Origin of the sequence: Polaromonas sp. (genome assembly GCF_043778355.1) — a bacterium.
Classification (GTDB): Bacteria; Pseudomonadota; Gammaproteobacteria; order Burkholderiales; family Burkholderiaceae_C; genus Polaromonas.
In genome coordinates, this window is sequence record NZ_JAYWHI010000031.1 from 67,656 (window position 1) to 89,069 (window position 21,414).

At 61.4% G+C, this 21,414-nt stretch carries 16 protein-coding genes and 1 pseudogene; 8 read left to right on the top strand and 9 right to left on the bottom strand.

The window, feature by feature from the left end:
- Nucleotides 1–70: 70 nt before the first annotated feature.
- Nucleotides 71–1,654 carry an ABC transporter substrate-binding protein gene (locus ACH2CW_RS05165; protein WP_395055771.1) on the bottom strand — a complete coding sequence of 528 codons (1,584 nt, stop codon included), beginning with the start codon at nucleotides 1,652–1,654 and terminating at the stop codon, nucleotides 71–73.
- 132 nt (nucleotides 1,655–1,786) lie between these two features.
- Nucleotides 1,787–2,452, bottom strand: a complete 666-nt coding sequence (locus ACH2CW_RS05170) for a LuxR C-terminal-related transcriptional regulator (RefSeq protein ID WP_395055773.1) — start codon at nucleotides 2,450–2,452, stop codon at nucleotides 1,787–1,789.
- Nucleotides 2,453–2,831: 379 nt separating this feature from the next.
- Between ACH2CW_RS05170 and ACH2CW_RS05175 the strand changes: the two genes are divergently transcribed.
- Both ACH2CW_RS05175 and ACH2CW_RS05180 read left to right on the top strand, forming a co-directional pair.
- The gene (locus ACH2CW_RS05175) at nucleotides 2,832–4,184 is read left to right on the top strand and encodes a sensor histidine kinase (protein WP_395055775.1); all 1,353 of its coding nucleotides are present in this window, start codon (nucleotides 2,832–2,834) and stop codon (nucleotides 4,182–4,184) included.
- A 15-nt stretch (nucleotides 4,185–4,199) separates the two neighbouring features.
- Nucleotides 4,200–5,177 (top strand): response regulator, encoded by a 978-nt coding sequence (locus ACH2CW_RS05180; RefSeq protein ID WP_395055777.1) that lies wholly within the window; start codon nucleotides 4,200–4,202, stop codon nucleotides 5,175–5,177.
- Here the strand turns inward: ACH2CW_RS05180 and cqsA are convergent.
- The 4 genes and pseudogenes from cqsA to ACH2CW_RS05200 form a co-directional block, all read right to left on the bottom strand.
- Complete coding sequence (gene cqsA, locus ACH2CW_RS05185; protein WP_395055779.1) at nucleotides 5,174–6,460, bottom strand: alpha-hydroxyketone-type quorum-sensing autoinducer synthase; 1,287 nt, start codon at nucleotides 6,458–6,460, stop codon at nucleotides 5,174–5,176. The two genes, ACH2CW_RS05180 and cqsA, sit on opposite strands and share 4 nt — an antisense overlap.
- 147 nt (nucleotides 6,461–6,607) lie before the next feature.
- Nucleotides 6,608–7,918 carry an acetylornithine deacetylase/succinyl-diaminopimelate desuccinylase family protein gene (locus ACH2CW_RS05190; RefSeq protein WP_395055781.1) on the bottom strand — a complete coding sequence of 437 codons (1,311 nt, stop codon included), beginning with the start codon at nucleotides 7,916–7,918 and terminating at the stop codon, nucleotides 6,608–6,610.
- Between the two features lie 233 nt (nucleotides 7,919–8,151).
- Nucleotides 8,152–8,598, bottom strand: a complete 447-nt coding sequence (locus tag ACH2CW_RS05195) for a rhodanese-like domain-containing protein (RefSeq protein WP_395056143.1) — start codon at nucleotides 8,596–8,598, stop codon at nucleotides 8,152–8,154.
- A gap of 174 nt (nucleotides 8,599–8,772) precedes the next feature.
- Nucleotides 8,773–9,273 (bottom strand): annotated as a pseudogene (locus tag ACH2CW_RS05200) (MBL fold metallo-hydrolase); the annotation flags it as partial.
- A gap of 426 nt (nucleotides 9,274–9,699) precedes the next feature.
- Here ACH2CW_RS05200 and ACH2CW_RS05205 point away from each other — a divergent pair.
- From ACH2CW_RS05205 to icmF, 5 genes are all read left to right on the top strand, one after another.
- The gene (locus ACH2CW_RS05205) at nucleotides 9,700–10,821 is read left to right on the top strand and encodes a TRAP transporter substrate-binding protein (RefSeq protein ID WP_395055783.1); all 1,122 of its coding nucleotides are present in this window, start codon (nucleotides 9,700–9,702) and stop codon (nucleotides 10,819–10,821) included.
- Between the two features lie 82 nt (nucleotides 10,822–10,903).
- On the top strand, nucleotides 10,904–11,524 hold the full coding sequence (locus ACH2CW_RS05210) for a TRAP transporter small permease subunit (protein ID WP_395055785.1): 621 nt from the start codon (nucleotides 10,904–10,906) through the stop codon (nucleotides 11,522–11,524).
- On the top strand, nucleotides 11,521–13,491 hold the full coding sequence (locus tag ACH2CW_RS05215; RefSeq protein ID WP_395055787.1) for a TRAP transporter large permease subunit: 1,971 nt from the start codon (nucleotides 11,521–11,523) through the stop codon (nucleotides 13,489–13,491). Before ACH2CW_RS05210 ends, ACH2CW_RS05215 begins: the two co-directional genes overlap by 4 nt.
- Nucleotides 13,492–13,625: 134 nt before the next feature.
- Nucleotides 13,626–14,468: a PPK2 family polyphosphate kinase gene (locus tag ACH2CW_RS05220; protein ID WP_395055789.1), complete on the top strand. Its 843-nt coding sequence runs from the start codon at nucleotides 13,626–13,628 to the stop codon at nucleotides 14,466–14,468.
- A 21-nt stretch (nucleotides 14,469–14,489) separates the two neighbouring features.
- Complete coding sequence (gene icmF / locus ACH2CW_RS05225) at nucleotides 14,490–17,783, top strand: fused isobutyryl-CoA mutase/GTPase IcmF (RefSeq protein WP_395055791.1); 3,294 nt, start codon at nucleotides 14,490–14,492, stop codon at nucleotides 17,781–17,783.
- A 587-nt stretch (nucleotides 17,784–18,370) separates the two neighbouring features.
- Here the strand turns inward: icmF and ACH2CW_RS05230 are convergent.
- The 3 genes from ACH2CW_RS05230 to ACH2CW_RS05240 all read right to left on the bottom strand — a co-directional run bounded on the left by ACH2CW_RS05230 (nucleotide 18,371) and on the right by ACH2CW_RS05240 (nucleotide 20,683).
- Nucleotides 18,371–19,096 carry a sulfite exporter TauE/SafE family protein gene (locus ACH2CW_RS05230; protein ID WP_395055793.1) on the bottom strand — a complete coding sequence of 242 codons (726 nt, stop codon included), beginning with the start codon at nucleotides 19,094–19,096 and terminating at the stop codon, nucleotides 18,371–18,373.
- Between the two features lie 106 nt (nucleotides 19,097–19,202).
- Entirely contained in the window at nucleotides 19,203–19,367 is a 165-nt protein-coding gene (locus tag ACH2CW_RS05235; protein WP_296920454.1) for a hypothetical protein, read from the bottom strand.
- Nucleotides 19,368–19,621: 254 nt separating this feature from the next.
- Nucleotides 19,622–20,683, bottom strand: coding sequence for a DUF6352 family protein (locus ACH2CW_RS05240; protein ID WP_395055795.1), 1,062 nt, complete (start codon nucleotides 20,681–20,683; stop codon nucleotides 19,622–19,624).
- A 208-nt stretch (nucleotides 20,684–20,891) separates the two neighbouring features.
- Here ACH2CW_RS05240 and ACH2CW_RS05245 point away from each other — a divergent pair, with 208 nt between their 5' ends.
- Complete coding sequence (locus tag ACH2CW_RS05245; RefSeq protein WP_395055797.1) at nucleotides 20,892–21,410, top strand: hypothetical protein; 519 nt, start codon at nucleotides 20,892–20,894, stop codon at nucleotides 21,408–21,410.
- Nucleotides 21,411–21,414 lie beyond the last annotated feature (4 nt).

The window sequence follows — 21,414 nt, forward strand, 5'->3', positions numbered from 1 at the left end:
CCGGCATCGATGACGCGCGAGCCTAGATTGCAGGTCAAGCCCGCAATGACAATTCAACCAGCCCACAGGCTTAGTTCTTCTTAATATTCCAGTACACCTGCGCGCCGCCTGGCACCAGGCCGGAGATGTTGCTGCGCAGTGCCGCCGGATTGTTGTACTGGCCCAGATGTACATGCGAGGCGGTTTCAATCGCGCGTGTCTGCAGTTGCTCTGCAAGCTTCTTCTTCTCGGCCTCGGTGCCGGCCTGGGCGAATTTGACCTTCAGTTCCTCGATGACCTTGTCATCCTGCCAGCCAAACCAGCCCTTGTCGCCGGTGGCATTGAGCATGGCCATGGTCAGCGGGTTCTGGATGTCGCCGGCGGTCCAGGCTGTCATGAAGGCGTTCCAGCCACCCTTGTCCGGCGCATCTTTCTTGGCGCGGCGTGCCAGCAGCGTGGCCCAGTCGGACTGCTGCATGTCCACCTTGAAGCCAGCGGCTTCAAGCTGCTGCTTGGCCACCAGCGGCAGCTTGGCGATCGAGGCCAGGTCGGTCGGCCGCATCAGCACAATCGGCTCACCCTTGTAACCGGCATCGGCCAGCATCTGCTTGGCCTTGACCGGATTGGCCATGCCGGTATAAATACCGGTGTTGTCACTGGCGTAAGGCGTGCCGCAAGGAAAAATGCTTTTGCAGTACTTGTACATGCCGGGTGCGCCGACCTGGGTTTTCAGGAAGGCCTCCTGACCCATGGCCACCATGGCGGCCTGGCGGATCTTCACATTGTCAAACGGCGCGTGCAGGTGGTTGAAGCGGAAGATGTATTGCAGACCGGCTGGCTGCGCATCGACAATCTGCACATCCTTGGCGGCCTTGAGGGAGGCGTACTGCTCAAAAGCTGGCTGCTCAATGATGTCCACCTCCCCGGCGATCAGCGCATTGAACTGGGTCTGCGGATCACGGATGATGATCCACTCGACCCGGTCCAGATAGACGTTTTTGCCGCCGGTTGTACCGTTGGGCGCTTCGCTGCGCGGCTTGTATTTGTCGTTCTTGACATAGACCAGTTTTTCACCGGGCTTGTACTCGGCCGTGACAAACTTGTAGGGGCCCGAGCCGATGTTCTCCTTGATCTGCTCACTGCCAGGCGTGGCCGCGATACGCGCCGGCATGATGAAGGGCACATTTGACGAAGGTTTGCCGAGTGCTTCGAGCATCACACCAAACGGCTGGTTGAATTTGATGATGAAGGTCTTCGCATTGGGCGTCTCATAACTGGCCAGACTTTTGGCCATGACGCCGCCAAAACTGTCGCGGCTGGCCCAGCGCTTGAGCGAGGCCACCACATCCTCGCTGGTGACCGGTTTTCCATCATGGAACTCAAGCCCGTCGCGCAGGGTAAAGGACCAGACCTTGTTGTCCTTGGACGCGCTGTAGGTGTCCACCATCTGCGGCTTGACCTTGCCTTCCAGATCGGTGCCGAACAAGGTGTCGTAAATCATGTAACCGTGGTTGCGGGTCACAAACGCCGTGGTCCAGACCGGGTCCAGAATGGTGATGTTCGCGTGCGGCACCACTTTGAGGGTTTTGGCCTGGGCCTGGACGGCAGCGGGCAGCAGCAAGGAGGACAGCAGCGCGGCAGAAGTGGCCAGAGCGACAAGGGAACGACGTTTCATGACAAATTTTCCTTAGAAACAAGGGGTGGAACAGTCAGGCCGGAAGCACTGGGGCCCCCTGGGTAATGTAACCATAGTTCAGATGCAATATTCAAGCCACCGGGAAACCACCGTGACAGCGTCCGGTCGGCCTCAGATCACACCCAGCCAGCAGGCGCGTTGAATCGCCGACATCTTGTTGTCCACTCTGAGTTTGGCCATGGCGTTGGCCATGTGGTAATTGACCGTGCGCTCGGTGCAGCGCAGGCGCTCGCCGGTCTGTCGGGCGGTCAGGCCTTCGAAAGCAAGCGCCAGGCATTCGCTCTCGCGCGGACTGAGCGGACTGCTGGCAGCGGCCAAGGTGCGTTTGAACAGGGGCCAGATGTTGAGCGCCGACCAGACCAGCGCGGCAGCTTCAGCCCGGTCATGGAACTGGCGAGGACTGAACATGAAACATTCGAAGGCGCGTCCAGAAGGCAGGGGAAACTCAACCCGCACCACGCTCTGAAACCCGTGGGCCAGCCACAACAGACGCCAGCGGTCGCCCCCCGTGTCTGAATTGCCAATGTGCTGCCAGGCCACCATCGGTGCATCGGACTCCCGCCAGGGCGCGCCAAAGTCCTGGCTTTCGGCGAGGGCCAGCGCTGGCTCCTGCAGGCGCGGGGGGTGGACCGCTGCCACCACCCGGTCCTGGCGCTGCCCGAAAGGGTCAGGCCCCAGGACAACGACGGCCTCGACCGCATAGTCGCGCAGGGCAGAAATCCAGTCGGCCAGCATGCTGTCCAGCGCAAGACTGTCAAAGTTGACAGGTTGGCGCACTTTCAGTTTTCCCCCAGAATTGCGCCCATGTGTGGAGAACTGTCCCAAAATTTATTCATGATCCAGAATTTCAGATTGCCGGGCAGAACCAGATGACAAATTCATTGGCCTTGGCGCTTGACGGACATAGTGACGCGAGGAAAGGGCCGGTTTACAGCTTGACCCCATCGGAAACAAGCGCGTCCTATTTTGCACCCGCCACAGTATCGTCGCCGGTAGCCGAAACAGAAACGCTGCATGCATTCGCGAAAGCGGGTGTTCGTACAAGATTGATCATTGACCGAGCGTCCGTGCCGTGGTCTCGGCGAAGGGGATGCCGGGCGGGCAGCGCCCCCACAACGATGACAATTCGCCAGCAAAGCCTAGCCCGACCGCCTGTGTGAACAAACCCGCATCCTCCTGCCCCGGCACCACCCATACTCTGCGGGAGGTCCAGACGTCAACGACGCTGCGGGGATCGGCCTGGAGCCGCGTCGTGCGCTGGCTCAGGGAAGAAGTCATCACCTCGCCGCTGGTGCCGGTACTTCATCCCACGCCCCTGCGTATCAAGGGTCTGGGCTTGTTCACATTGATCGGGCACCCGCTGTTCTGGTGGGTCTGGTCCGTGTTGCTGCCCCAGCCCTATGAAAATCTGGGTCTCCGGATTTTTACGAGCTCATTGGGACTGCTTTTAATCAGCAACCGGATCAGCCGCCAGCCGTCGAGTGCTCTTGCCGGCCATGTCTTCAGTGCGGTGATCTGGTTTGAGTTGCCATTTCTTTTTTCCTACATGTACCTTTGCAATGGGGGCAACACGGCATGGCTGTCGAGCATGGCGGCAATGATCCTGATCTACTATTTTGTGACGGACTGGCGCATTGCCACCTTGGGTCTGGCTGCAGCAGCCCTGCTGGCAGGCGCCGTCTTCTGGTTATGGGGTCCCGCCGTGCCACCCATGACGACAACCACCCTGCTGACTGGCGCGATGGTGATTTTTTTCTGTGTGAGCATGGGCCTCCTGCTGGGCTTGTCTTCGGCCAACCTCCGGCGCGAGCAGTTGAACCACACGCTGACGACCATGGGTATCATGGCGCACGAATTGCGTACCCCCCTGGCCACCATGTCGCTGATAGGAGACGCTTTGAGAAATGAAGCCCGGCAGCCCAGGAACGCAGGGAGCGATCAACGGTTTGAGCAACTCGTGATCAGACTGCACAGTATGGTGCGTACCATGAACCAGCAAATCGACACTCAAATCGTCAACGCGGGCCTGCAGCGCCTGCCGACCCATAAGGAAACAGTGACGGCCTCTGAACTGCTGCGCAATGTGGTCAGGGACTATCCCTACCGCAATTCGCGGGAACGGGACAGCGTCGTGCTGGTGCTTCGCAAGGACTTTTCCTTCGAGTCGTCCGGTCGGCTTTTTACCCAGGTCATCAACAACCTCCTGAAGAATGCTTTTCGTTCTCTGGCGGCAGGCAGTTCTTCCCCCAATCCGGGCGATTTGCGTATCGAAGTCGGCGTTCTCAACGGCTCCGGTCGAATTTTCATCGAGGATCAGGGGGTTGGCATCGCACCTGAATTGCAGACCCGGATTTTTGAGCCCTTTTTTTCCACCGATTACGGTACCGGTCACGGTCTGGGACTGGCCTTTTGCCAGCAGGTCGTGCAAAGCGCTCATGGGAGCATCCGGGTCAAATCGGAACCCGGCCGCGGCGCCCTGTTCATCATTGAGCTTCCAGTCCTGACCTAGAAGAATGCGCTTCCTATGAGTTTTCCTCTTTTTCGCCGTCCGGGGACGGTCGTTTTTCTGGATGATGATCAGGCCTATCTGGAAATGCTGGCCATGGTGCTGCCGGAGCAATGGCATATCCGGTTCTATCTGCGGCCACAGGTTTGCATCAACCAGTTGCAGCAGGAGCCTCCGCTGTGGGAGGCAGACGCCTGGGCGCAGCAGGAGATCATTGACAACTGGCGCGCAGGCAGGCCGCTGATACCGCAAATCCTGCGCTACTGGGCGACCGAGCCGGGGCGTTTTGGGCTGACCCAGGTATGTGTCTTTGACTACGCGATGCCCGGTATGGACGGCCTGCAGGCACTGGGCGAACTCACCGACTGGCCAGGGGGACGGGTGCTGCTGACGGGTCAAGCCGACGAACATGTAGCGGTCAGTGCCTTCAACCGGGGACTGATTGACCAGTTCATCGCCAAGCAGACGCCCGATATTTCCCAGTACCTCATCGCGGTGGTCCAACGCATGATTGACAGGCCGCAAATGCGCCATTCCCAAATCTGGCGAACCGCGCTCAGTCAACCGCAGCACGCCTTGCTACAGGTGCCCTCGGTCGCGCGACAACTTGGCAGTCTGGCCAGCGCCCACTGGGTGGAGCATGTGGTTATTGGCCAGCCTTTCGGCATTTTGGGCATGGATGCAGAAGGGCGTGTCAGCTGGCTGCAACTGGAATCTGCTGCAGACCTGGCGGAACTGGCGGAGCTGGCTGAAATCCAGGGCGTGGGCGCTGCGGAGGCGGCAGATATCCGGGATGGCCGGACACTGGTGGATCTGGAGCTCCAGCAGGCCTTGGGGCAGTTAGGCCCTGCCCGGCGGGCTCAGGCGTTTTCAATCGGCCATGAAGGTTCGTTGCTGGCCGCATTGTTCCCGGTTGACTCCTCCGCAAACCCACCCGGACTGACAGGCTACGGCCAGTGGCTCAGACAACACGGCCACCGCACAGTCCAGGACTAGGATTTTCTGCCGCCATCCTGATTGCCAGCCACTTCGGCAGCTCGTGCACGTCGGGCGATTGGCCAGTCCCAGGGCTTCACCACAAGCGCCACCTCACGCGTTGCTGCCTCGACGTGGTCGAGTTCGGCGTCGGTCAGGGCCGCGTGCAGCGTGAGCCGCACCATCGCGCGGTTGCGGCTGGTGGCGGGCGCGCAGAAGATCGAACCGACCACACCGCGTGATTCCAACTCGTCGCGCAACACCATGGCGGCCGCCTCCGTGCCTGCTTCGAGCGCAATGATCTGTTCGGTGCCGTGGTGAATGGGAAAACCCGAATCGGCAAGACTCTGGCGCAAACGCGCGGTGTTCGCATGCAGGCGCTGGCGCGCCTCGTCACTGTCGCGGATCACGCCCAGGGTCGCTGACAAACCCGCGATCTCGTGGGGCAGCAGGGAAGAACTGAAAATATTCGGAAAACTTGAAATGAGCGTGTAGTAGCGCATGCTGGCCGGCGCCGTAAAAAACCCGGCCCTGCCGGCGAAAGCCTTGGCAAGACTTGCGGTAATGAAGTGCACCCGATGCGTCACGCCAAGCTCCGCGCACAATCCGGCACCCCGAGGTCCATGCGTGCCCAGCGAATGCGACTCATCGACCACGATCATACTGTGATGACGCTCCACCACCTCCAGGATGTCCAGCAACGGGCACAAGGCCCCCGTGGTGCTGTACACCGAGTCGACCACAACAACACCGGGGCCGTGACGCTGCAACATGCGGTCCAGGTGTTCGGGGTCGTTGTGGCGGAACGCGTGGGCTGGCGCCTTTGCGGCACGGGCGCCTTCCCACAAGGACATGTGCGCCAATCCGTCGAGGTAGACCGGCGTGTCCTCGTCCGCGATGATCTGCAGCAACCCCATGTTGGCCGTGTAGCCAGACTGGCAGAGGTAGCCGTCCTCCTTGCCAAGCCAATGCGACAGATCAGCCTCAAACGCATGCACAGGATGGCCGCCCAGAAGAAATACGCCGGACTGCACAACAGCCTCGCTGTCCTGGCGCAGCGCAGTAATCTGCGCCCCAACAATATCCGGATGACCGGTGACGTTGAGGTAGTCGTTTCCGTCCAGACGCACCGCATCAGGTCCCACTGCACGGCCGTGCAGCACAAATTTGCCGCCCCACTGGTGCTCCCATCGGGGGGCAAAGTCGCGAGTGATACGTTGCTGCAAATGTGCGGACAACGCGGGCTCGACCGCTGGTTTTATTGAAACATCCTGGGCAGAGTGATCAAGAAGAGGTGTTGGCATGGTGTTACCGTGTGAAGAAGTAACACCATTGAAAAGGAAATTGACAATTTCGCCTCCGTGACCCCTGTCAACATTAACAGGGGTCCAGCACAGAAATGCAGATCAGAGGCGACTCTTTACCAAATTAAGACCTTTTGTACTACCGCGTCAGGCGGTTTGTGTGCCTCGGGTCAGACTCAAAGCGGCCAACGCCATGATTTTTGCGCTGTCCACCAGTTCCTGTATGCCCACATATTCGTCCGGCTGATGCGCCAGATCCAGGATGCCGGGACCGTAGGCAATACAGGCGTCAAGCTTACCGGTGCGCACAATGTGTTTCTGATCGTAAGTGCCGGGGCTGGAGATGTAGCTGGCCTCGCGGCCCAGCACGCGGGCAATCGCTCGGGCAGTCGCCAGCACCACCGGCGCATCCTTTGGCGTGGCGGTTGGCACAAAACTCATGATGTCCTTGATGCCGTAGTTGAAACCCGGCCGACTGCGCTTGAGCTCTTCGAGCATGGCGACGATTTCAGCTTTCACGGCCTCCAGGTTTTCTTCGGCAATGAAACGCCGATCCAGCACCGCGCGGCAGGAGTGCGCGACCACGGGTGAGGGCAGGTCGCCGGTTGGTCGGTTCAGGGCGTCCATGGCGAACCGTTGTTCGACCTGGCCACCATGCAGGCTGTTGATGTTAAGTGTGCTGACCCGAGCGCCGGAGGGCTCCACCGGCTCGGCGGTGTGGCGCTGCGACAGACGCGGCTGCAGTTGCGTTTCCAGCAGATGGATGAAAGCACTCATGTGGTTGATGGCGCTGTCGCCCAGAAAAGGCATGGAGCCGTGGGCGATCCGCCCCAGGGTTTCAACCTCGCCCCACCAGACGCCGCGATGGCCCAGGCAGATGCGGTCCACACCGAGCGGCTCGGGAATGATCACGTGATGCACACGTGGTTTGGAGAAGTAGCCACGCTCGGCCAGGTAACCGACGCCGGCAAACCCGCCCGACTCCTCATCCACCGTGCCGGAAATTTCCAGTGCACCGGCAAACGGCAGGCCCTCTTCCAAAATCGCCTCGCAGGCAATCACGCTGGAGGCCAGCCCGCCTTTCATGTCGCAGGTGCCGCGTCCAAAGATCTTGCCGTCCCGGATGTCGGCGCCGAAGGGGTCGCTGCTCCAGCCGGAGCCTGCTTCGACCACATCGATGTGGCTGTTGAAATGCACACACTCGCCGCCGGGCTGGCCTTCATAACGCGCCACCACATTGATGCGTGGGTGCGAATCGCGGTCACCCGGCGCGCCAGTGGCGCGTATGTATTCGACGGCAAAGCCGCGCCTGGCAAGCCGTTCACCAAGCAAGCGGGCACAGGCTTCGTAGGCGTCGCCGGGCGGATTCGTTGTAGGGATGCGCACCAGGTCTTGCGTGAGGGCCACCACCTCATCGCGTTTGGACTCGATGCGTTTGAGCAGGCTGTCGTTGTTCATGCAGTCAGTTTATGTGAACCGCGCTTCGCTGTCTCGCGGTCTCGGAACTCGTATTTTCAAGCCAGGGCCGCAGGTCCGGCTCTGCCGGCCCGCAGGCGCAGCGCCCCATCGGGTGGCAGCGACCACACGCAGTGGGGAGCGTGGGGGTTGATGTTTTTTCGCAGGGTGACCCGAGAAAAAATGCGCCCCCTCGGGGGGCAGAGAGCTACACGAGGTGAGCGAACGTGGGGGCTCTAACCCTGACGCCACGGCAACCCGCGAAACCGCCAGCCACCGCGCGTGCCGCGATGGGCTTCAGCGTCCGGGTCACCTTCAAAGCCCTCAAGGATGTTGTAGGCCTCCAGCCCCAGTTCGGTGGCGCGTTTGGCCGCAGCAATCGAGCGCACCCCGCTTCTGCACAACATCACGGCCTTGCCGCCGGCAGGCACGGCGGCCTGCAGGCCTTCGTCGAACTGCGGATTCATGGCCATGCCCGGCCACTGCTTCCAGGCCAGCGCCACCGCACCCGGCACAAAACCGACCCATTCGCGCTCGGCATCGCTGCGTACGTCAATCAGCACGGCCTGGCCGGCCTGCCACCACTGGCAGGCCAGTTCGGGCGACACATTGCCGGCATAGCCCTGGGCGGGTTGGACCTGCAGCAAACACGCACCGTCGGCATCCTGACGGCCACTGCCCAGGCCTGAGTTCAGATTCGCCGGCAGCGCCTCGTCGATACGCGCTGGCCGCGGCAGCTTGAGCTCGGCCATGGTGGCCACGAACTCCGCCAGGCTTTTGCCGGCAATCCGCGGATTGCCGGCCCTCTCCGCAGCGATCGTCGAATGACTCCGGCCCTGATAATCGTGTCCGGGCCAGACCACGGTGTGGTCTGGCAGTGTGAACAGCCGCTGCGTGATGCTGTGATACAGCGCCTCGGCGCTGCCGGACTGGAAATCGGTACGGCCACAACCCTTGATGAGCAAGGTGTCGCCGGTAAAAAGATGCTCGCGCCAAAGATAACTGACACTTCCGGCGGTGTGGCCCGGCGTATGTATCACCGTGATCTGCTCGCCGCCCACCCGCAGCACGTCGCCCTCCTTGAGCTGACGTGCAGCGCTTGCGATGCCGCAAGCCTCAGGCGCCGCCGTTTGCGCCCCGGTGTGCTCGGCCAGTTGCCCGGCGCTGGTGATGTGGTCGGCATGGGCGTGGGTTTCAACCGTCCACCGCAGCTTGAGCCCATGGCCTCGAAGGACGGCGAGATCGCGCTCAAGTTGTTGATCCACCGGGTCGATGATGAGCGCCTCGTGTGTTGCTGGATCGAACAGCACATAGGTGTAGGTGCTGGAAGCAGGGTCGAAGAGTTGAAGCGGTTTCATGGCAATTCCGGGTTCGGGCAACGGACACTGACCATCGGCCAATGCATCAGCGCAGCGCCAAGTTTAGACCTGTGGCACGCGTTCAATCGCAGCGGCTGACCGAGCGCGCAGGTGCAATCACTGAAGCAACAAATTGCTCCTTTTTTTATAGCTGCTCGCCCATGTCGGGCAGGGGCTAGAGACCAGAAAGGCTGAAAATCAAGGCTGCAGCAACAACCCCGCGCCCTGCCGGGAGGTCAGCATGCGTTTGGGTCGCCGAATCTTGACGAAAAGCTGACAGCCGCAACGCAAATGGCGCGTTGATAAACAGTTTCACCCCATTTGGGTGCAATCATCGGCATCTCGTTGGTAAAAACCCTCTTTCAAGCCAAGCGGCAATCGCGAAAGATAGCTTGCTAACTTTCAATCACCATCAGGAGACACGCCATGACAGATATCAAAACACCTCGCCGCCGCAGCCTGCTCAAGGGCGCCGCTGTCGCAGCGGGCGCCGGAGCCATGTCCGCACCGATGCTGGCCACTGCCCAGACCGCGACCACTCTGCGCTTCCAGAGCACCTGGCCATCGAAAGACATCTTCCATGAGTACGCGTCCGATTTCGCCAAAAAAGTAAATGACATGGCGAGTGGCAAGCTGAAAATCGAGGTGCTGCCTGCGGGCGCTGTTGTGCCTGCTTTCCAGCTGCTTGAGGCCGTCAACAAGGGCACGCTCGACGGCGGCCACGGCGTGGTGGCTTACCACTACGGCAAGAATTCAGCGCTCGCGCTGTGGGGTTCCGGTCCGTCCTTCGGCATGGACCCCAACATGCTGCTGGCCTGGCACAACTACGGCGGCGGCAAGGCGCTGCTGGAGGAGATCTACAAATCGATCAACATGGACGTGGTGTCCTACCTGTATGGCCCCATGCCGACCCAGCCGTTCGGCTGGTTCAAGAAACCCATCTCCAAGGTCGAAGACATCAAGGGCATAAAGTTCCGTACCGTGGGACTGGCCGTTGACATGTACACCGACATGGGCGCGGCGGTGAACCCGCTGCCCGGTGGTGAGATCGTGCCCGCGCTGGACCGCGGCCTGATCGATGGCGCCGAGTTCAACAACGCTTCGTCGGACAGGTTGCTGGGCTTCCCCGACGTGGTCAAGAACTGCATGCTGCAGAGCTTCCACCAGAGCGGCGAGCAGTTCGAGATTCTGTTCAACAAAGGCAAGCTCAACGCCCTGCCTGCCGAACTCAAGTCCATCATCGACTACGCCGTTCAGGCGGCCAGCGCCGACATGAGCTGGAAGGCCACCGAGCGCAATTCACAAGACTACATCGAGCTCAAAAAGGCTGGCGTCAAGTTTTACAAAACGCCCGACGCGATCCTGCGCGCCCAGCTCGCGTCCTGGGACAAGATCATGGTCAAGAAGGGCGGAGAGAACGCACTGTTCAAGAAGGTGCTCGACTCGCAAAAAGCCTTTGCCGCACGCGCGGGCCAGTGGCACAACGATTACACCGTGGACTTCAAGATGGCCTACAACCATTATTTCGGCAAGGGCAAAAAAGCCTGAGTTGAGCCACGGCCTCTGAGGGGCACCTGAGGGTGCCCTTTTTGTTTTTTTCTGGGACCGCTGGGCGGCGCAAGGAGTTGTGATGCAATCGTTTTTACTGGCGGTGGACCGCTTTTCAACCTGGATCGGCAAGGCCTGCGCCTGGAGCGTGGTCGTGCTGACTTTGCTGATCAGTTGGGAAGTGTTCAACCGCTACGTACTCAACAATCCACACGCCTGGGTACTGGATGCGCAGATCATGCTGTATGGCCTGTTGTTCATGATGGCCGGCGCCTACACCCTGAGCAAGAACGGCCATGTGCGCGGTGACGTGCTGTATGGCTTTCTCCAGCCACGCACGCAGGCGATTGTGGATCTGACGCTCTACATCATCTTCTTCCTGCCGGGCGTGATTGCACTGACCTGGGCCGGTTGGACCTACGCCAATGAGTCACTGGCGATCCGGGAGCAGACGTTCAATGCTGATCCGCTCCCGCTGTATCCCTTCAAATTCGTCATCCCGGTGTCGGGATTTATCTTGCTGCTACAGGGCATCGTGGAAATCATCCGCTGTATCCAGTGCATACAGACCGGCGCCTGGCCGGCGCGCGAGGGCGATGTGGAGGAAGTGGACGTGGAAAAACTCAAGGAGATGGTGCACGTGAAAGACGAAGACATGGCCGCGCTGGAGCGCGACCTGGCCCTCAAGGGGAACCAGAAATGAAGATTCGCAAGGAACTCTGGTTCGGCCTGTCCTTCATGGCGCTGGTGGTGATTGGCCTCGCCGCACTGCTGCTGAGCGTTGAGAAAATCACCAACGGGCACCTGGGCCTGCTGATGTTGGGCCTGGTGGTGACGGCCATCATGCTGGGTTTTCCGACGGCTTTCACGCTGATGGGCATGGGCATGATTTTTACCTGGCTGGCCTATGACAGGAACAGCACAAAAACGCTGGACCTGATGGTCCAGGCCGCCTTCAAGACCATGTCCAGTGACGTGTTGATCGCGATTCCGCTGTTTGTGTTCATGGGTTATCTGGTTGAACGGGCCAACCTGATCGAAAAACTCTTCAAGAGTCTGCACTTGGCGCTGGCCAGGGTTCCAGGTTCGCTGGCTGTGGCCACGCTGGTGACCTGCGCGATTTTTGCGACAGCCACCGGTATCGTGGGGGCGGTGGTTACGCTGATGGGCCTGCTGGCGCTGCCAGCCATGCTGCGCGCCGGTTATAGCGTGCCGCTTGCTGCAGGCGCCATCACGGCGGGCGGCTGCCTGGGCATCCTGATCCCCCCTTCCGTGTTGCTGATTGTTTACGGCGCCACGGCCGGGGTGTCCGTCGTGCAGTTGTACGCAGGCGCGTTTTTTCCGGGCCTGATGCTCACGGGTCTTTACATCATTTATGTGATCATCATCGCCAAGATCAAGCCGCAGTGGGCGCCCCCCCTGTCGGCTGCAGACCGCATGGTGACGCTGCCGCCGCAGACGCAGCAGTTGACCACCAGCACAGCCGCACATGCCCTGACTGGCCTGTTCAACGCGCTCAAGGGCAAACGCAATGCCGGGGTGCCCTTGGGACACATCCTGCGGCAGTTGGCGGTTGTGATCCTGCCGGGCCTGCTCTTTCTGCTGGTGCTTGTCACCAGCTACCGGGCGGTCACCACGGTTGAGGCCGATGCTGTCTACGACATCCAGCAGATAGGCGCCTCCAGCGCGTCCGTCGCCCCAGGCGCTGATTCTGGCGGTTTGCAGGAGCCTCCCCAGGAGGGCAGCTTGAAGGAGCCGCCTGCCGAAGGCGGCCTTCAGGAGCCCCCGTCAGGCGATGTCAAGGAGCCACCACCCGGCGCTGAAACTCCCGCTGCGCCCGCAGCCGCAGCTGTGGCAGAACCGCCCGCAGCAGCCACCGCCAGCGCCGACACAACAACTGCTGGCGCAACCACACGCGATGCGCCGACCTGGTGGTGGGTCTGCTTTGCCATTCTCGGCGCGCTGGTCACCCTCTTCTATCTTTTCCTGAGTTTTGCGCGGCTGGAAATCTTCAAGATGCTCCTGACCTCGTTCTTCCCGCTGATGATTCTCATCATCTCGGTGCTTGGGTCCATCGTGATGGGGCTGGCCACACCGACGGAAGCCGCGGCCATGGGCGCCTTGGGTGGATTTGTTCTGGCCATCGCCTACAAACGCCTGACACTGTCGGTGCTTCAGGAGTCGGTTTTCCTGACTGCCAAGACCTCCGCCATGGTGTGCTGGCTGTTCGTTGGCTCGGCCATTTTCTCGGCGGCCTTTGCACTGCTGGGCGGCCAGGAACTGGTGGAGACCTGGGTGCTCAGCATGAACCTGAGCAAGACCCAGTTTCTGGTGTTGAGCCAGGCGATTATTTTCATTCTGGGCTGGCCGCTGGAATGGACCGAAATCATCGTGATCTTCATGCCCATCTTCATCCCGTTGCTCGACAACTTCGGGGTCGATCCCTTGTTTTTCGGCCTGCTGGTGGCGCTGAATTTGCAAACGGCTTTCCTGAGCCCGCCGGTGGCCATGGCCGCCTTCTACCTCAAAGGCGTGGCACCGAAACACGTCACCTTGAACCAGATTTTCCTGGGCATGCTGCCGTTCATGGGCATCCAGATTCTGGCCATCATCCTTCTGTACCAGTTTCCCGCGATCGGCCTGTGGCTACCGCAACTGCTGTACAAATAAGCAGCCTCGTTACCTGTTTCACACATCAGGGGCGCGAAAGCGCCCCTTTTTCATTGTCAAACACGCTAAGATTGACGTTTACGTAAACGTCAATAAGACCGGCAGTCCGTGCTGCCGGCTGAACGGAGACAGTCATGGCGAAAAAAAACCTGTCCTCACCCCTGCTGGCCAGTTGGCAGCCGCCGGTCGGAAACCGCGCGACGGCCTTTTCGCTGGCCGCGCTGGACCCAGCCGCCAAGCCCTGGTCCAGCGGTGACAAGGAAGCCGACAAGGCACGCGTCGATGCGCTGGCCATGGAGCTCGACACGCTGCAGGACCAGTTCTACGCCGACCGGCGCTTCAAGCTGCTGGTGGTGCTGCAGGGCACGGACACCTCGGGCAAGGACGGCACGCTGCGCAGCGTGTTCAGCCGCACCAGCCCACTCGGCGTGCACACCATCGGCTGGAAAGCGCCCTCTGCCGCCGACAAGGCCCATGACTACCTGTGGCGCATCCACCAGGCGGTGCCGGGTGCTGGCGAAATGGTGATCTTCAACCGCAGCCACTACGAAGACGTCCTAGTGCCCGTGGTCAACGGCTGGATCACGCCGGCGCAAACCAGACAGCGTTACCAGCAGATCAACGACTTCGAGCGCATGCTCAGTGAGACCGGCACGGTGATCCTGAAGTTCATGCTGCACATCGGCTTTGAGGAGCAGCGCGAGCGCCTGCAGGAGCGCGTCGACGACCCGGCCAAACACTGGAAATTCAGCATGGACGACCTCACCGTGCGCAAGCAGTGGGGCGACTACCAGAAGGCCTACCAGGCGCTGCTGCGCGCGACCAGCACCGCGCACGCACCCTGGACCATCGTTCCCGCCAATTCCAAGACACACCGCAACCTGATGATCGCCACCGTCGTGCGCGATACCCTGAAAAAACTCAAGCTGCGTTATCCCCCCAGCGACCCCCGGCTTGCCGGCCTGAAGATCCGCTGAAGCCCCCCGAGAAAGAGCACCATGACCGATCTGTCCGCCGAATACAAAGCCCTCGCCAGCTACCGTCCCACGCACAAAGTGCGTTTTGTCACCGCCGCATCGCTGTTTGACGGGCATGACGCTGCCATCAACATCATGCGGCGCATCTTGCAGGGCATGGGCGCCGAGGTGATTCACCTGGGGCACAACCGCAGTGTTGACGAGGTCGTGACCGCCGCGCTACAGGAAGACGCGCAGGGCATTGCCATCAGTTCCTACCAGGGCGGCCATGTAGAGTACTTCAAGTACATGGTGGACCTGCTCAAAAGCCGCGGCGGCGAACACATCCAGGTCTTTGGCGGTGGCGGCGGCGTGATTGTGCCGCCGGAAATTCGCGAACTGCAGGCCTACGGCGTGACGCGCATCTACAGCCCCGAAGACGGCCAGAAAATGGGCCTGGCAGGCATGATCGGCGAGATGGTGATGCGCTGCGACAAGGACCTGACCGGCTTTGCGCCGGCGGACATCCAGGCCATCCAGGGCCATGGCGAAATGGCCTGGCGGGCGCTGGCCCAGCTCATCACTGCTCTGGAAAACGGCCAGGCAGATACGAGCCTGGTGCAAACCTTGGGAATACAGGCCCTGGATAAAAAGATACCGGTGCTTGGCATCACCGGCACCGGCGGCGCCGGCAAGTCCTCGCTGACCGACGAGCTGATCCGACGCCTGCGGCTGGACCAGAACGACCAGTTGCGCGTGGCCATCATCAGCATCGATCCCTCGCGGCGCAAGAGCGGCGGCGCGCTGCTCGGCGACCGCATCCGCATGAACGCCATCAATCCGTGGGCTGGCGGACAACGGGTGTTTATGCGATCTCTGGCCACGCGCGACTTCGGCTCCGAAATCAGCAAGGCACTGCCCGACGTGATCGCTGCCTGCAAGGTCGCGGGCTTCGACCTGATTGTGGTCGAGACCTCGGGCATCGGCCAAGGCGACGCGGCCATCGTGCCGCATGTGGACGTGCCGCTGTACGTGATGACGCCCGAGTTCGGCGCGGCCAGCCAGCTTGAAAAAATCGACATGCTGGACTTTGCCGAGTTCATCGCGATCAACAAGTTCGACCGCAAGGGCTCGCTCGACGCCCTGCGCGATGTGGCCAAGCAGGTGCAGCGCAACAAGGAGGCCTGGACCACGCCAGCCGACCAGATGCCGGTGTTCGGTACCATGGCGGCGCGCTTCAACGATGACGGCGTCACCGCGCTCTACCAGGCGCTGAAACCGCGTCTCGCCGGGCTGGGCCTGACGCTGTCCGCAGGCACCCTGCCGATGGCCGAGGTGCGCCACAGCACTAACCAGACACCGGTGGTGCCTGCGGCGCGCACGCGTTACCTGGCCGAAATCAGCGACACGGTGCGCGGGTACAAGAAGCGCGCCCGCGCCCAGGCACAGCTCGCGCGTGAAGTGCAACAGCTCAAGGCCGCTGCTGCCATGCTCAAGATCGACAAACCTGGCCGCGCCCCCGCCGCCGAAGCCGCGCTGGACCTGGCCGGTCACCGCAAGGCGCGCATGGATGGCGACGCGCGTGCCCTGCTGGCCCAGTGGCCCGACATGCAGGCCGCCTATGCCGGCGATGAATACGTCGTCAAAATTCGCGACAGGGAAATCCGCACGGCACTGACCACCAAATCACTGTCGGGCACCACCATCCGCAAGGTGGCGCTGCCGCAGTACGAGGACCACGGCGAAATCCTCAAGTGGCTGATGCTCGACAACGTGCCGGGCAGCTACCCCTACACCGCCGGCACCTTCGCCTTCAAGCGCGAGGGCGAGGACCCGACCCGCATGTTTGCCGGCGAGGGCGACGCCTTCCGGACCAACACACGTTTCAAGCTGCTGTCCGAAGGCATGGCCGCCAAGCGCCTGTCCACCGCGTTCGACTCGGTCACGCTGTATGGCAACGACCCGGCCCTGCGGCCCGACATCTACGGCAAGGTCGGCAACTCCGGCGTATCGATTGCCACGCTGGACGACATGAAGGTGCTGTACGACGGTTTTGATTTGTGCAACCCGTCGACCTCCGTGTCCATGACCATCAACGGGCCGGCGCCCAGCATCCTCGCGATGTTCATGAACACCGCCATCGACCAGAATCTCGACAAGTTCAAGAAGGACAATGGCCGGGACCCGACGCCGACCGAGACCGAAAAAATCCGCGAGTGGGTGCAGGAAAACGTGCGCGGTACCGTGCAGGCGGACATCCTGAAAGAAGACCAGGGCCAGAACACCTGTATTTTTTCGACCGAATTCAGCCTCAAGGTGATGGGGGACATTGCGCAGTATTTTGTGCACAACCGGGTGCGCAACTTCTACAGCGTCTCCATCAGCGGTTATCACATTGCCGAAGCCGGCGCCAATCCGATCAGCCAGCTGGCTTTCACGCTGTCCAACGGTTTCACCTTTGTCGAAGCCTACCTCGCGCGTGGCATGCACATCGACGACTTCGCGCCGAATTTGAGTTTTTTCTTCAGCAACGGCATGGACCCGGAATACACCGTGATGGGCCGCGTCGCGCGCCGTATCTGGGCCGTCGCCATGAAGGAAAAATACGGCGCGAACGAACGCAGCCAGAAGCTCAAGTACCACATCCAGACCTCGGGCCGCAGCCTGCATGCGCAGGAAATCCAGTTCAACGACATCCGCACCACCCTGCAGGCGCTGATCGCGATTTACGACAACTGCAACAGCCTGCATACCAACGCCTTTGACGAAGCCATCACCACGCCGACCGAAGAATCGGTGCGCCGCGCGATGGCAATACAGCTCATCATCAACCGCGAGTGGGGCCTTGCAAAAAACGAGAACCCCTCACAGGGCGCTTTCATCATCGAGGAACTGACTGAATTGCTCGAAGAAGCCGTGCTGCTGGAGTTCGAACGTATTGCCGAACGCGGCGGCGTGCTGGGCGCCATGGAAACCGGCTACCAGCGCGGCCGCATCCAGGACGAGTCCATGCATTACGAGATGCTCAAACACACCGGCGAACTGCCCATCATCGGCGTCAACACCTTTCGCAATCCGCACGGCGACGCGGTGCAGGACAAGCTGGAACTGGCCCGCTCCACCGACGAGGAAAAGCAAAATCAGCTCCAGCGCCTGAATGACTTCCGTGCCCAACACGCCGCCGAATCCCCGGCGATGCTCAAGCGCTTGCAGCAGGCGGTGATTGAAAACGCCAATGTGTTTGAAGTGCTGATGGACGCGGTGCGTGTCTGCTCACTGGGGCAGATCACCAATGCCCTGTTCGAAGTGGGTGGGCAATACCGGCGGAATATGTAGAGTTGCTATTTATTTGATAGCTGGTGGCGCTTGTTGCATATCGGTCAGAAGCACTTTTTACCAAAAATCCAGCGTCACGCTGCTGCTGTGGCTTGCTACGAGCAGCAGTTTCAACTCCCCACTCCCATCCCCCCGCCCTTCCCTCGCCCCGCTGGGCGAGAGAAGGGAGCCTCATTTGGCCGCGTGTGCGGCGCTCACGTGCAGACATGACGGTCTGTTGGGATTCCCGTGCTTAAAGCGCTTCGCGCTTCCTGCACTCCGGATTTGGTATTGGTATTCAGCCTTCTCTGCCACCCGTCGGGCTGGGCCGAGGAGCGCAGCCGAAAACGGATCAGGACGGGCGATTGTCTGAGTGCAGCGAGTTCGAGCCCGGCCCCGGTTTCGGCGAGCACCGCAGGTTGCCCCGAAGCGCAGCGCAGGGGACCCAGACCATCGGGTCGCCTTCTCTTTGCTTACTTTCTCTTGGCGAAGCAAGAGAAAGTGAGTCGCCCGCCGGGGCGAGACCCGGCTTGCTGGCCTATCCAACTGCACGAGTTGTCCAACATGGATCCCGAATCAAGTCCGGGATGACAAGTCCAATCCAACATTCAATTCAGAGCCGTCCACAACAAAGCCACCCCCGAACACAACAACAAACCATCCAGCACATACCCATGTGCCGCAGCACTCATGCGCAGCACCAGCGCCTTGCCCGCAAAGGTGCCTGCCATCAGCGAGGCGCCAACGATCAGCCCTTGCAGCAGCACGTCGACCGGCAGCGCGCCAAACTCGCGGAAGGTCAGCGCTTTGCTGATGTAGATGAACAGCGAACTGGCAGCTTCCGTCGCCAGGAAAGCGCCCTTGACCAAACCATAGGCCAGGAACACCGGAACACTGAGCGGGCCGGTGGACAACACGACGCCGGTGAGAAACCCGATCACTGCGCCGGCAGTCGCCAGATGCCACAGCCTGGCCTTCCATTGCAGGCGCATCAACAGGTGGCGGACGGGAATCATGGCCAGAAAAAACACGCCCAGCGAAACTTCAATGAGGCGCGGTGGCAGGGCCAGCAAGGTGCGGGCACCCAGGGCCGCTGCCGGCACGCCGGTGACGGCGTAGGCAGCCACCGCTTTCCAGTCCACCTCGCGCCACCAGGCCAGCACCCGCGCCAGGTTGGCCATCAGCGCAGCTATCGCCATGATGGGCACAGCCTGCTTCGGCCCAAAGCTGTGGACAAGCACCGGCAACAACATGATGGAGGAACCAGCGCCAATGATGCCGCTGAGGCAGCCGGCGGCAAAACCGGCGAGCAGGACGAAGATGTAGACCGCCATGTGTCAGGCGGGTCCGTCTGACGCGCAGCAAAAAGCCCCGCAGGACGGGGCTTGCTGCAAAGACACCCCCATCAGTCAGTCACGATGGAAGTGGGCGCCTGAGGGCTTAACCGCCTTTGTGCGGGCGCTTGCCAGGGTTCTTTTTGCTGCGGGTCCAGGTGCCACGCTCCAGGCTGACCTTCTGGCCACGGCCAGCGGTGCGGGTCATGCCAGGTGCGGGAACGGGTTTGGGGGCGCAGATGTCGGCTTCGACGCGGATTTTTTTGGGCATGGAGGGCTCCGGGTTGGAAAAATGGCAGAACCCGGTATTTTAAGCCACCGGGAGGGCTCCTGGGCCAGGGCTTGATTCGGCCCATGGGTCTGCCCGGAAATTCAGATCATTTCCAGCGCAGAGGGCCCCAATCGAGGCGGGAGCAGCAGGTCGAGATCAGTCCGTTGCGCCGTATCCAGCAAAAGATCTGCGGCCGCGACGCCCAGCGCGGAGGAGCGACTCACCGCAAGGCCATCGCACGGTTTTCATGGCACTCACACCGGCGCGCGCAGCGGCAGATTGACCAGCAGGTTCTGCGGCTTGACCCGAAGCACCCGGTCGGCATTCATCATCAGGCCCAGGTAGACCGGTTTGCCGGCCACGTCGGCGCGCATCTCCTGCGGATCGGCGAAATCCAGCCGGAACAGGCTGACCAGGCGCTGCATACGTTCGGGCGCGACGTCGCTGCCTTCGTACAAATCATTGAGCAGCGCGGTCGCATCAATGTCCAGACCCACATGCCAGCGCCAGGCCTCGTCATCCACTTTTTGCAGCGGCCGGATGGTGACAGCCACGCCGAGGAAATGCTGCACCCATTTCTCCAGCACACGGGCCAGCGCCTTCAGACCGGAGCGCGCGCGTGTCAGGGTGAACACCAGGCCGTGGCTCAGGTCGTTGTTGATTTCGTGCGTCAGATCCAGCAGGAAGCTGTGGCGCTCGCTGTTGGCCCAGTAATCGGGGGCGTTGCTGTCTGACAGCACCTGCATCTCGATGCTGCGCAGCGGCGCCTTGGCTTCCGCGAGGAAGCGCCCGAAGTCGCCGAGTCCGCCGTGGTCCTTGAGCATGTCGAGCCGGTCGCGGTCGCCCGCCAGCACCTGCCCGTCCTCGGTGGAGATGCGCTGCGGCCGAAACAACATCTCGGCAGCACGCACTTCATAGGCATCGGTCACGTCGTCGAGCAGGTTGCGGACGATGGCCTGCGCGAGCAGGTCAAGAAACAGCGGCGGGATGCTGATGCTGCCAGCGCGGAACAGGCCCAGGTAATAGGCCTCCAGGGTGCCGGCGTCCAGCAGCCCATCGCGAAAACGCAGGAACAGGCCGTAACTCTCACGTGCGTCAGGGTCCTGCAGGGCCTGCAATTCGGCCTCGCTCACCGGCCGCGCCGGAGCGGTCTGCAAGGCTGCATGCAGCGCCTGCTCGGCCGCGCAGGACTCGGGCAGCAAGGCCAGCTCAGGGCGGCCCAGGAACAGGCGCAGGTAATCGTCGGAGGGCTGCAACCAGCCGCGCGGGTTGCGCTGGAGCTGGGTGAAACCGCTGGAAGGCCAGAAATCTTGCATGGTGCAATCGTCGCATATTGGCAGAGGCATCAATTTGCTATGTTTTTAATAGCTGCTTGCGCTTGCTGGCTATGGGCTGGGGTCCGATTTGATGCTTAAAACCCGACGCAGAGGTGGTTTCTGGAGGGAAATCGACCTGCAGCCAATGTCTTCCGCTTTGCGTACAGTAAGGCATCGTGCGTTGCCGCGCGCCAGATGGAGAACAGCCATGCACCCCGTCCCGAACATCAATCGCCCCACTTTTGTCACACTGCTGCTCGCCGGCCTGTCGGCAGGCGTGATGCTGCCGGCCTACGCCCAGTTTCCAACAGTCACCACCCGCACCGAGATCTGGCGCGGCAACGCCCAGCCACTGGATCAGCATACGGAGCGTTTGCAATGGGAGCAATGGCAACTGCAGCGCGAACAACAGCGCCGCCAGCTTGAGCTGACGCGCCTGCAAGACACCCAATTGAGCCAGAGCCAGGAGTCGCTGGGCCAGCGCGCGCTGCGTGAGCAGGCCCAGCGCAACGGCACATGGGCGCCTCCTCCGCCCGGTCTCAGCGACCAGGAGCGTGTCTGGCGCGACCAGCAGCAATTGCAGCGCGAACAATGGCGCCAGCAACGCGACCAGATCCGCCAGGACGACCAGCGCATCCGCCAGGAAAGCGAATCACCGGGCCAGCGCGCGCTGCGTGAACAGGCGCAGAACCGGCGTGAGCAGGGCCGCATGGCCACACCCCGCTGAACGC

Bases quoted from the DNA above. Each gene is read 5' to 3' on its own strand.
- ACH2CW_RS05165 (WP_395055771.1), bottom strand. From the start codon at position 1,654: ATGAAACGTCGTTCCCTTGTCGCTCTGGCCACTTCTGCCGCGCTGCTG.
- ACH2CW_RS05180 (WP_395055777.1), top strand. From the start codon at position 4,200: ATGAGTTTTCCTCTTTTTCGCCGTCCGGGGACGGTCGTTTTTCTGGAT.
- cqsA (WP_395055779.1), bottom strand. From the start codon at position 6,460: ATGCCAACACCTCTTCTTGATCACTCTGCCCAGGATGTTTCAATAAAA.
- ACH2CW_RS05190 (WP_395055781.1), bottom strand. From the start codon at position 7,918: ATGAACAACGACAGCCTGCTCAAACGCATCGAGTCCAAACGCGATGAG.
- ACH2CW_RS05205 (WP_395055783.1), top strand. From the start codon at position 9,700: ATGACAGATATCAAAACACCTCGCCGCCGCAGCCTGCTCAAGGGCGCC.
- ACH2CW_RS05210 (WP_395055785.1), top strand. From the start codon at position 10,904: ATGCAATCGTTTTTACTGGCGGTGGACCGCTTTTCAACCTGGATCGGC.
- ACH2CW_RS05215 (WP_395055787.1), top strand. From the start codon at position 11,521: ATGAAGATTCGCAAGGAACTCTGGTTCGGCCTGTCCTTCATGGCGCTG.
- ACH2CW_RS05220 (WP_395055789.1), top strand. From the start codon at position 13,626: ATGGCGAAAAAAAACCTGTCCTCACCCCTGCTGGCCAGTTGGCAGCCG.
- icmF (WP_395055791.1), top strand. From the start codon at position 14,490: ATGACCGATCTGTCCGCCGAATACAAAGCCCTCGCCAGCTACCGTCCC.
- ACH2CW_RS05230 (WP_395055793.1), bottom strand. From the start codon at position 19,096: ATGGCGGTCTACATCTTCGTCCTGCTCGCCGGTTTTGCCGCCGGCTGC.
- ACH2CW_RS05235 (WP_296920454.1), bottom strand. From the start codon at position 19,367: ATGCCCAAAAAAATCCGCGTCGAAGCCGACATCTGCGCCCCCAAACCC.
- ACH2CW_RS05240 (WP_395055795.1), bottom strand. From the start codon at position 20,683: ATGCAAGATTTCTGGCCTTCCAGCGGTTTCACCCAGCTCCAGCGCAAC.
- ACH2CW_RS05245 (WP_395055797.1), top strand. From the start codon at position 20,892: ATGCACCCCGTCCCGAACATCAATCGCCCCACTTTTGTCACACTGCTG.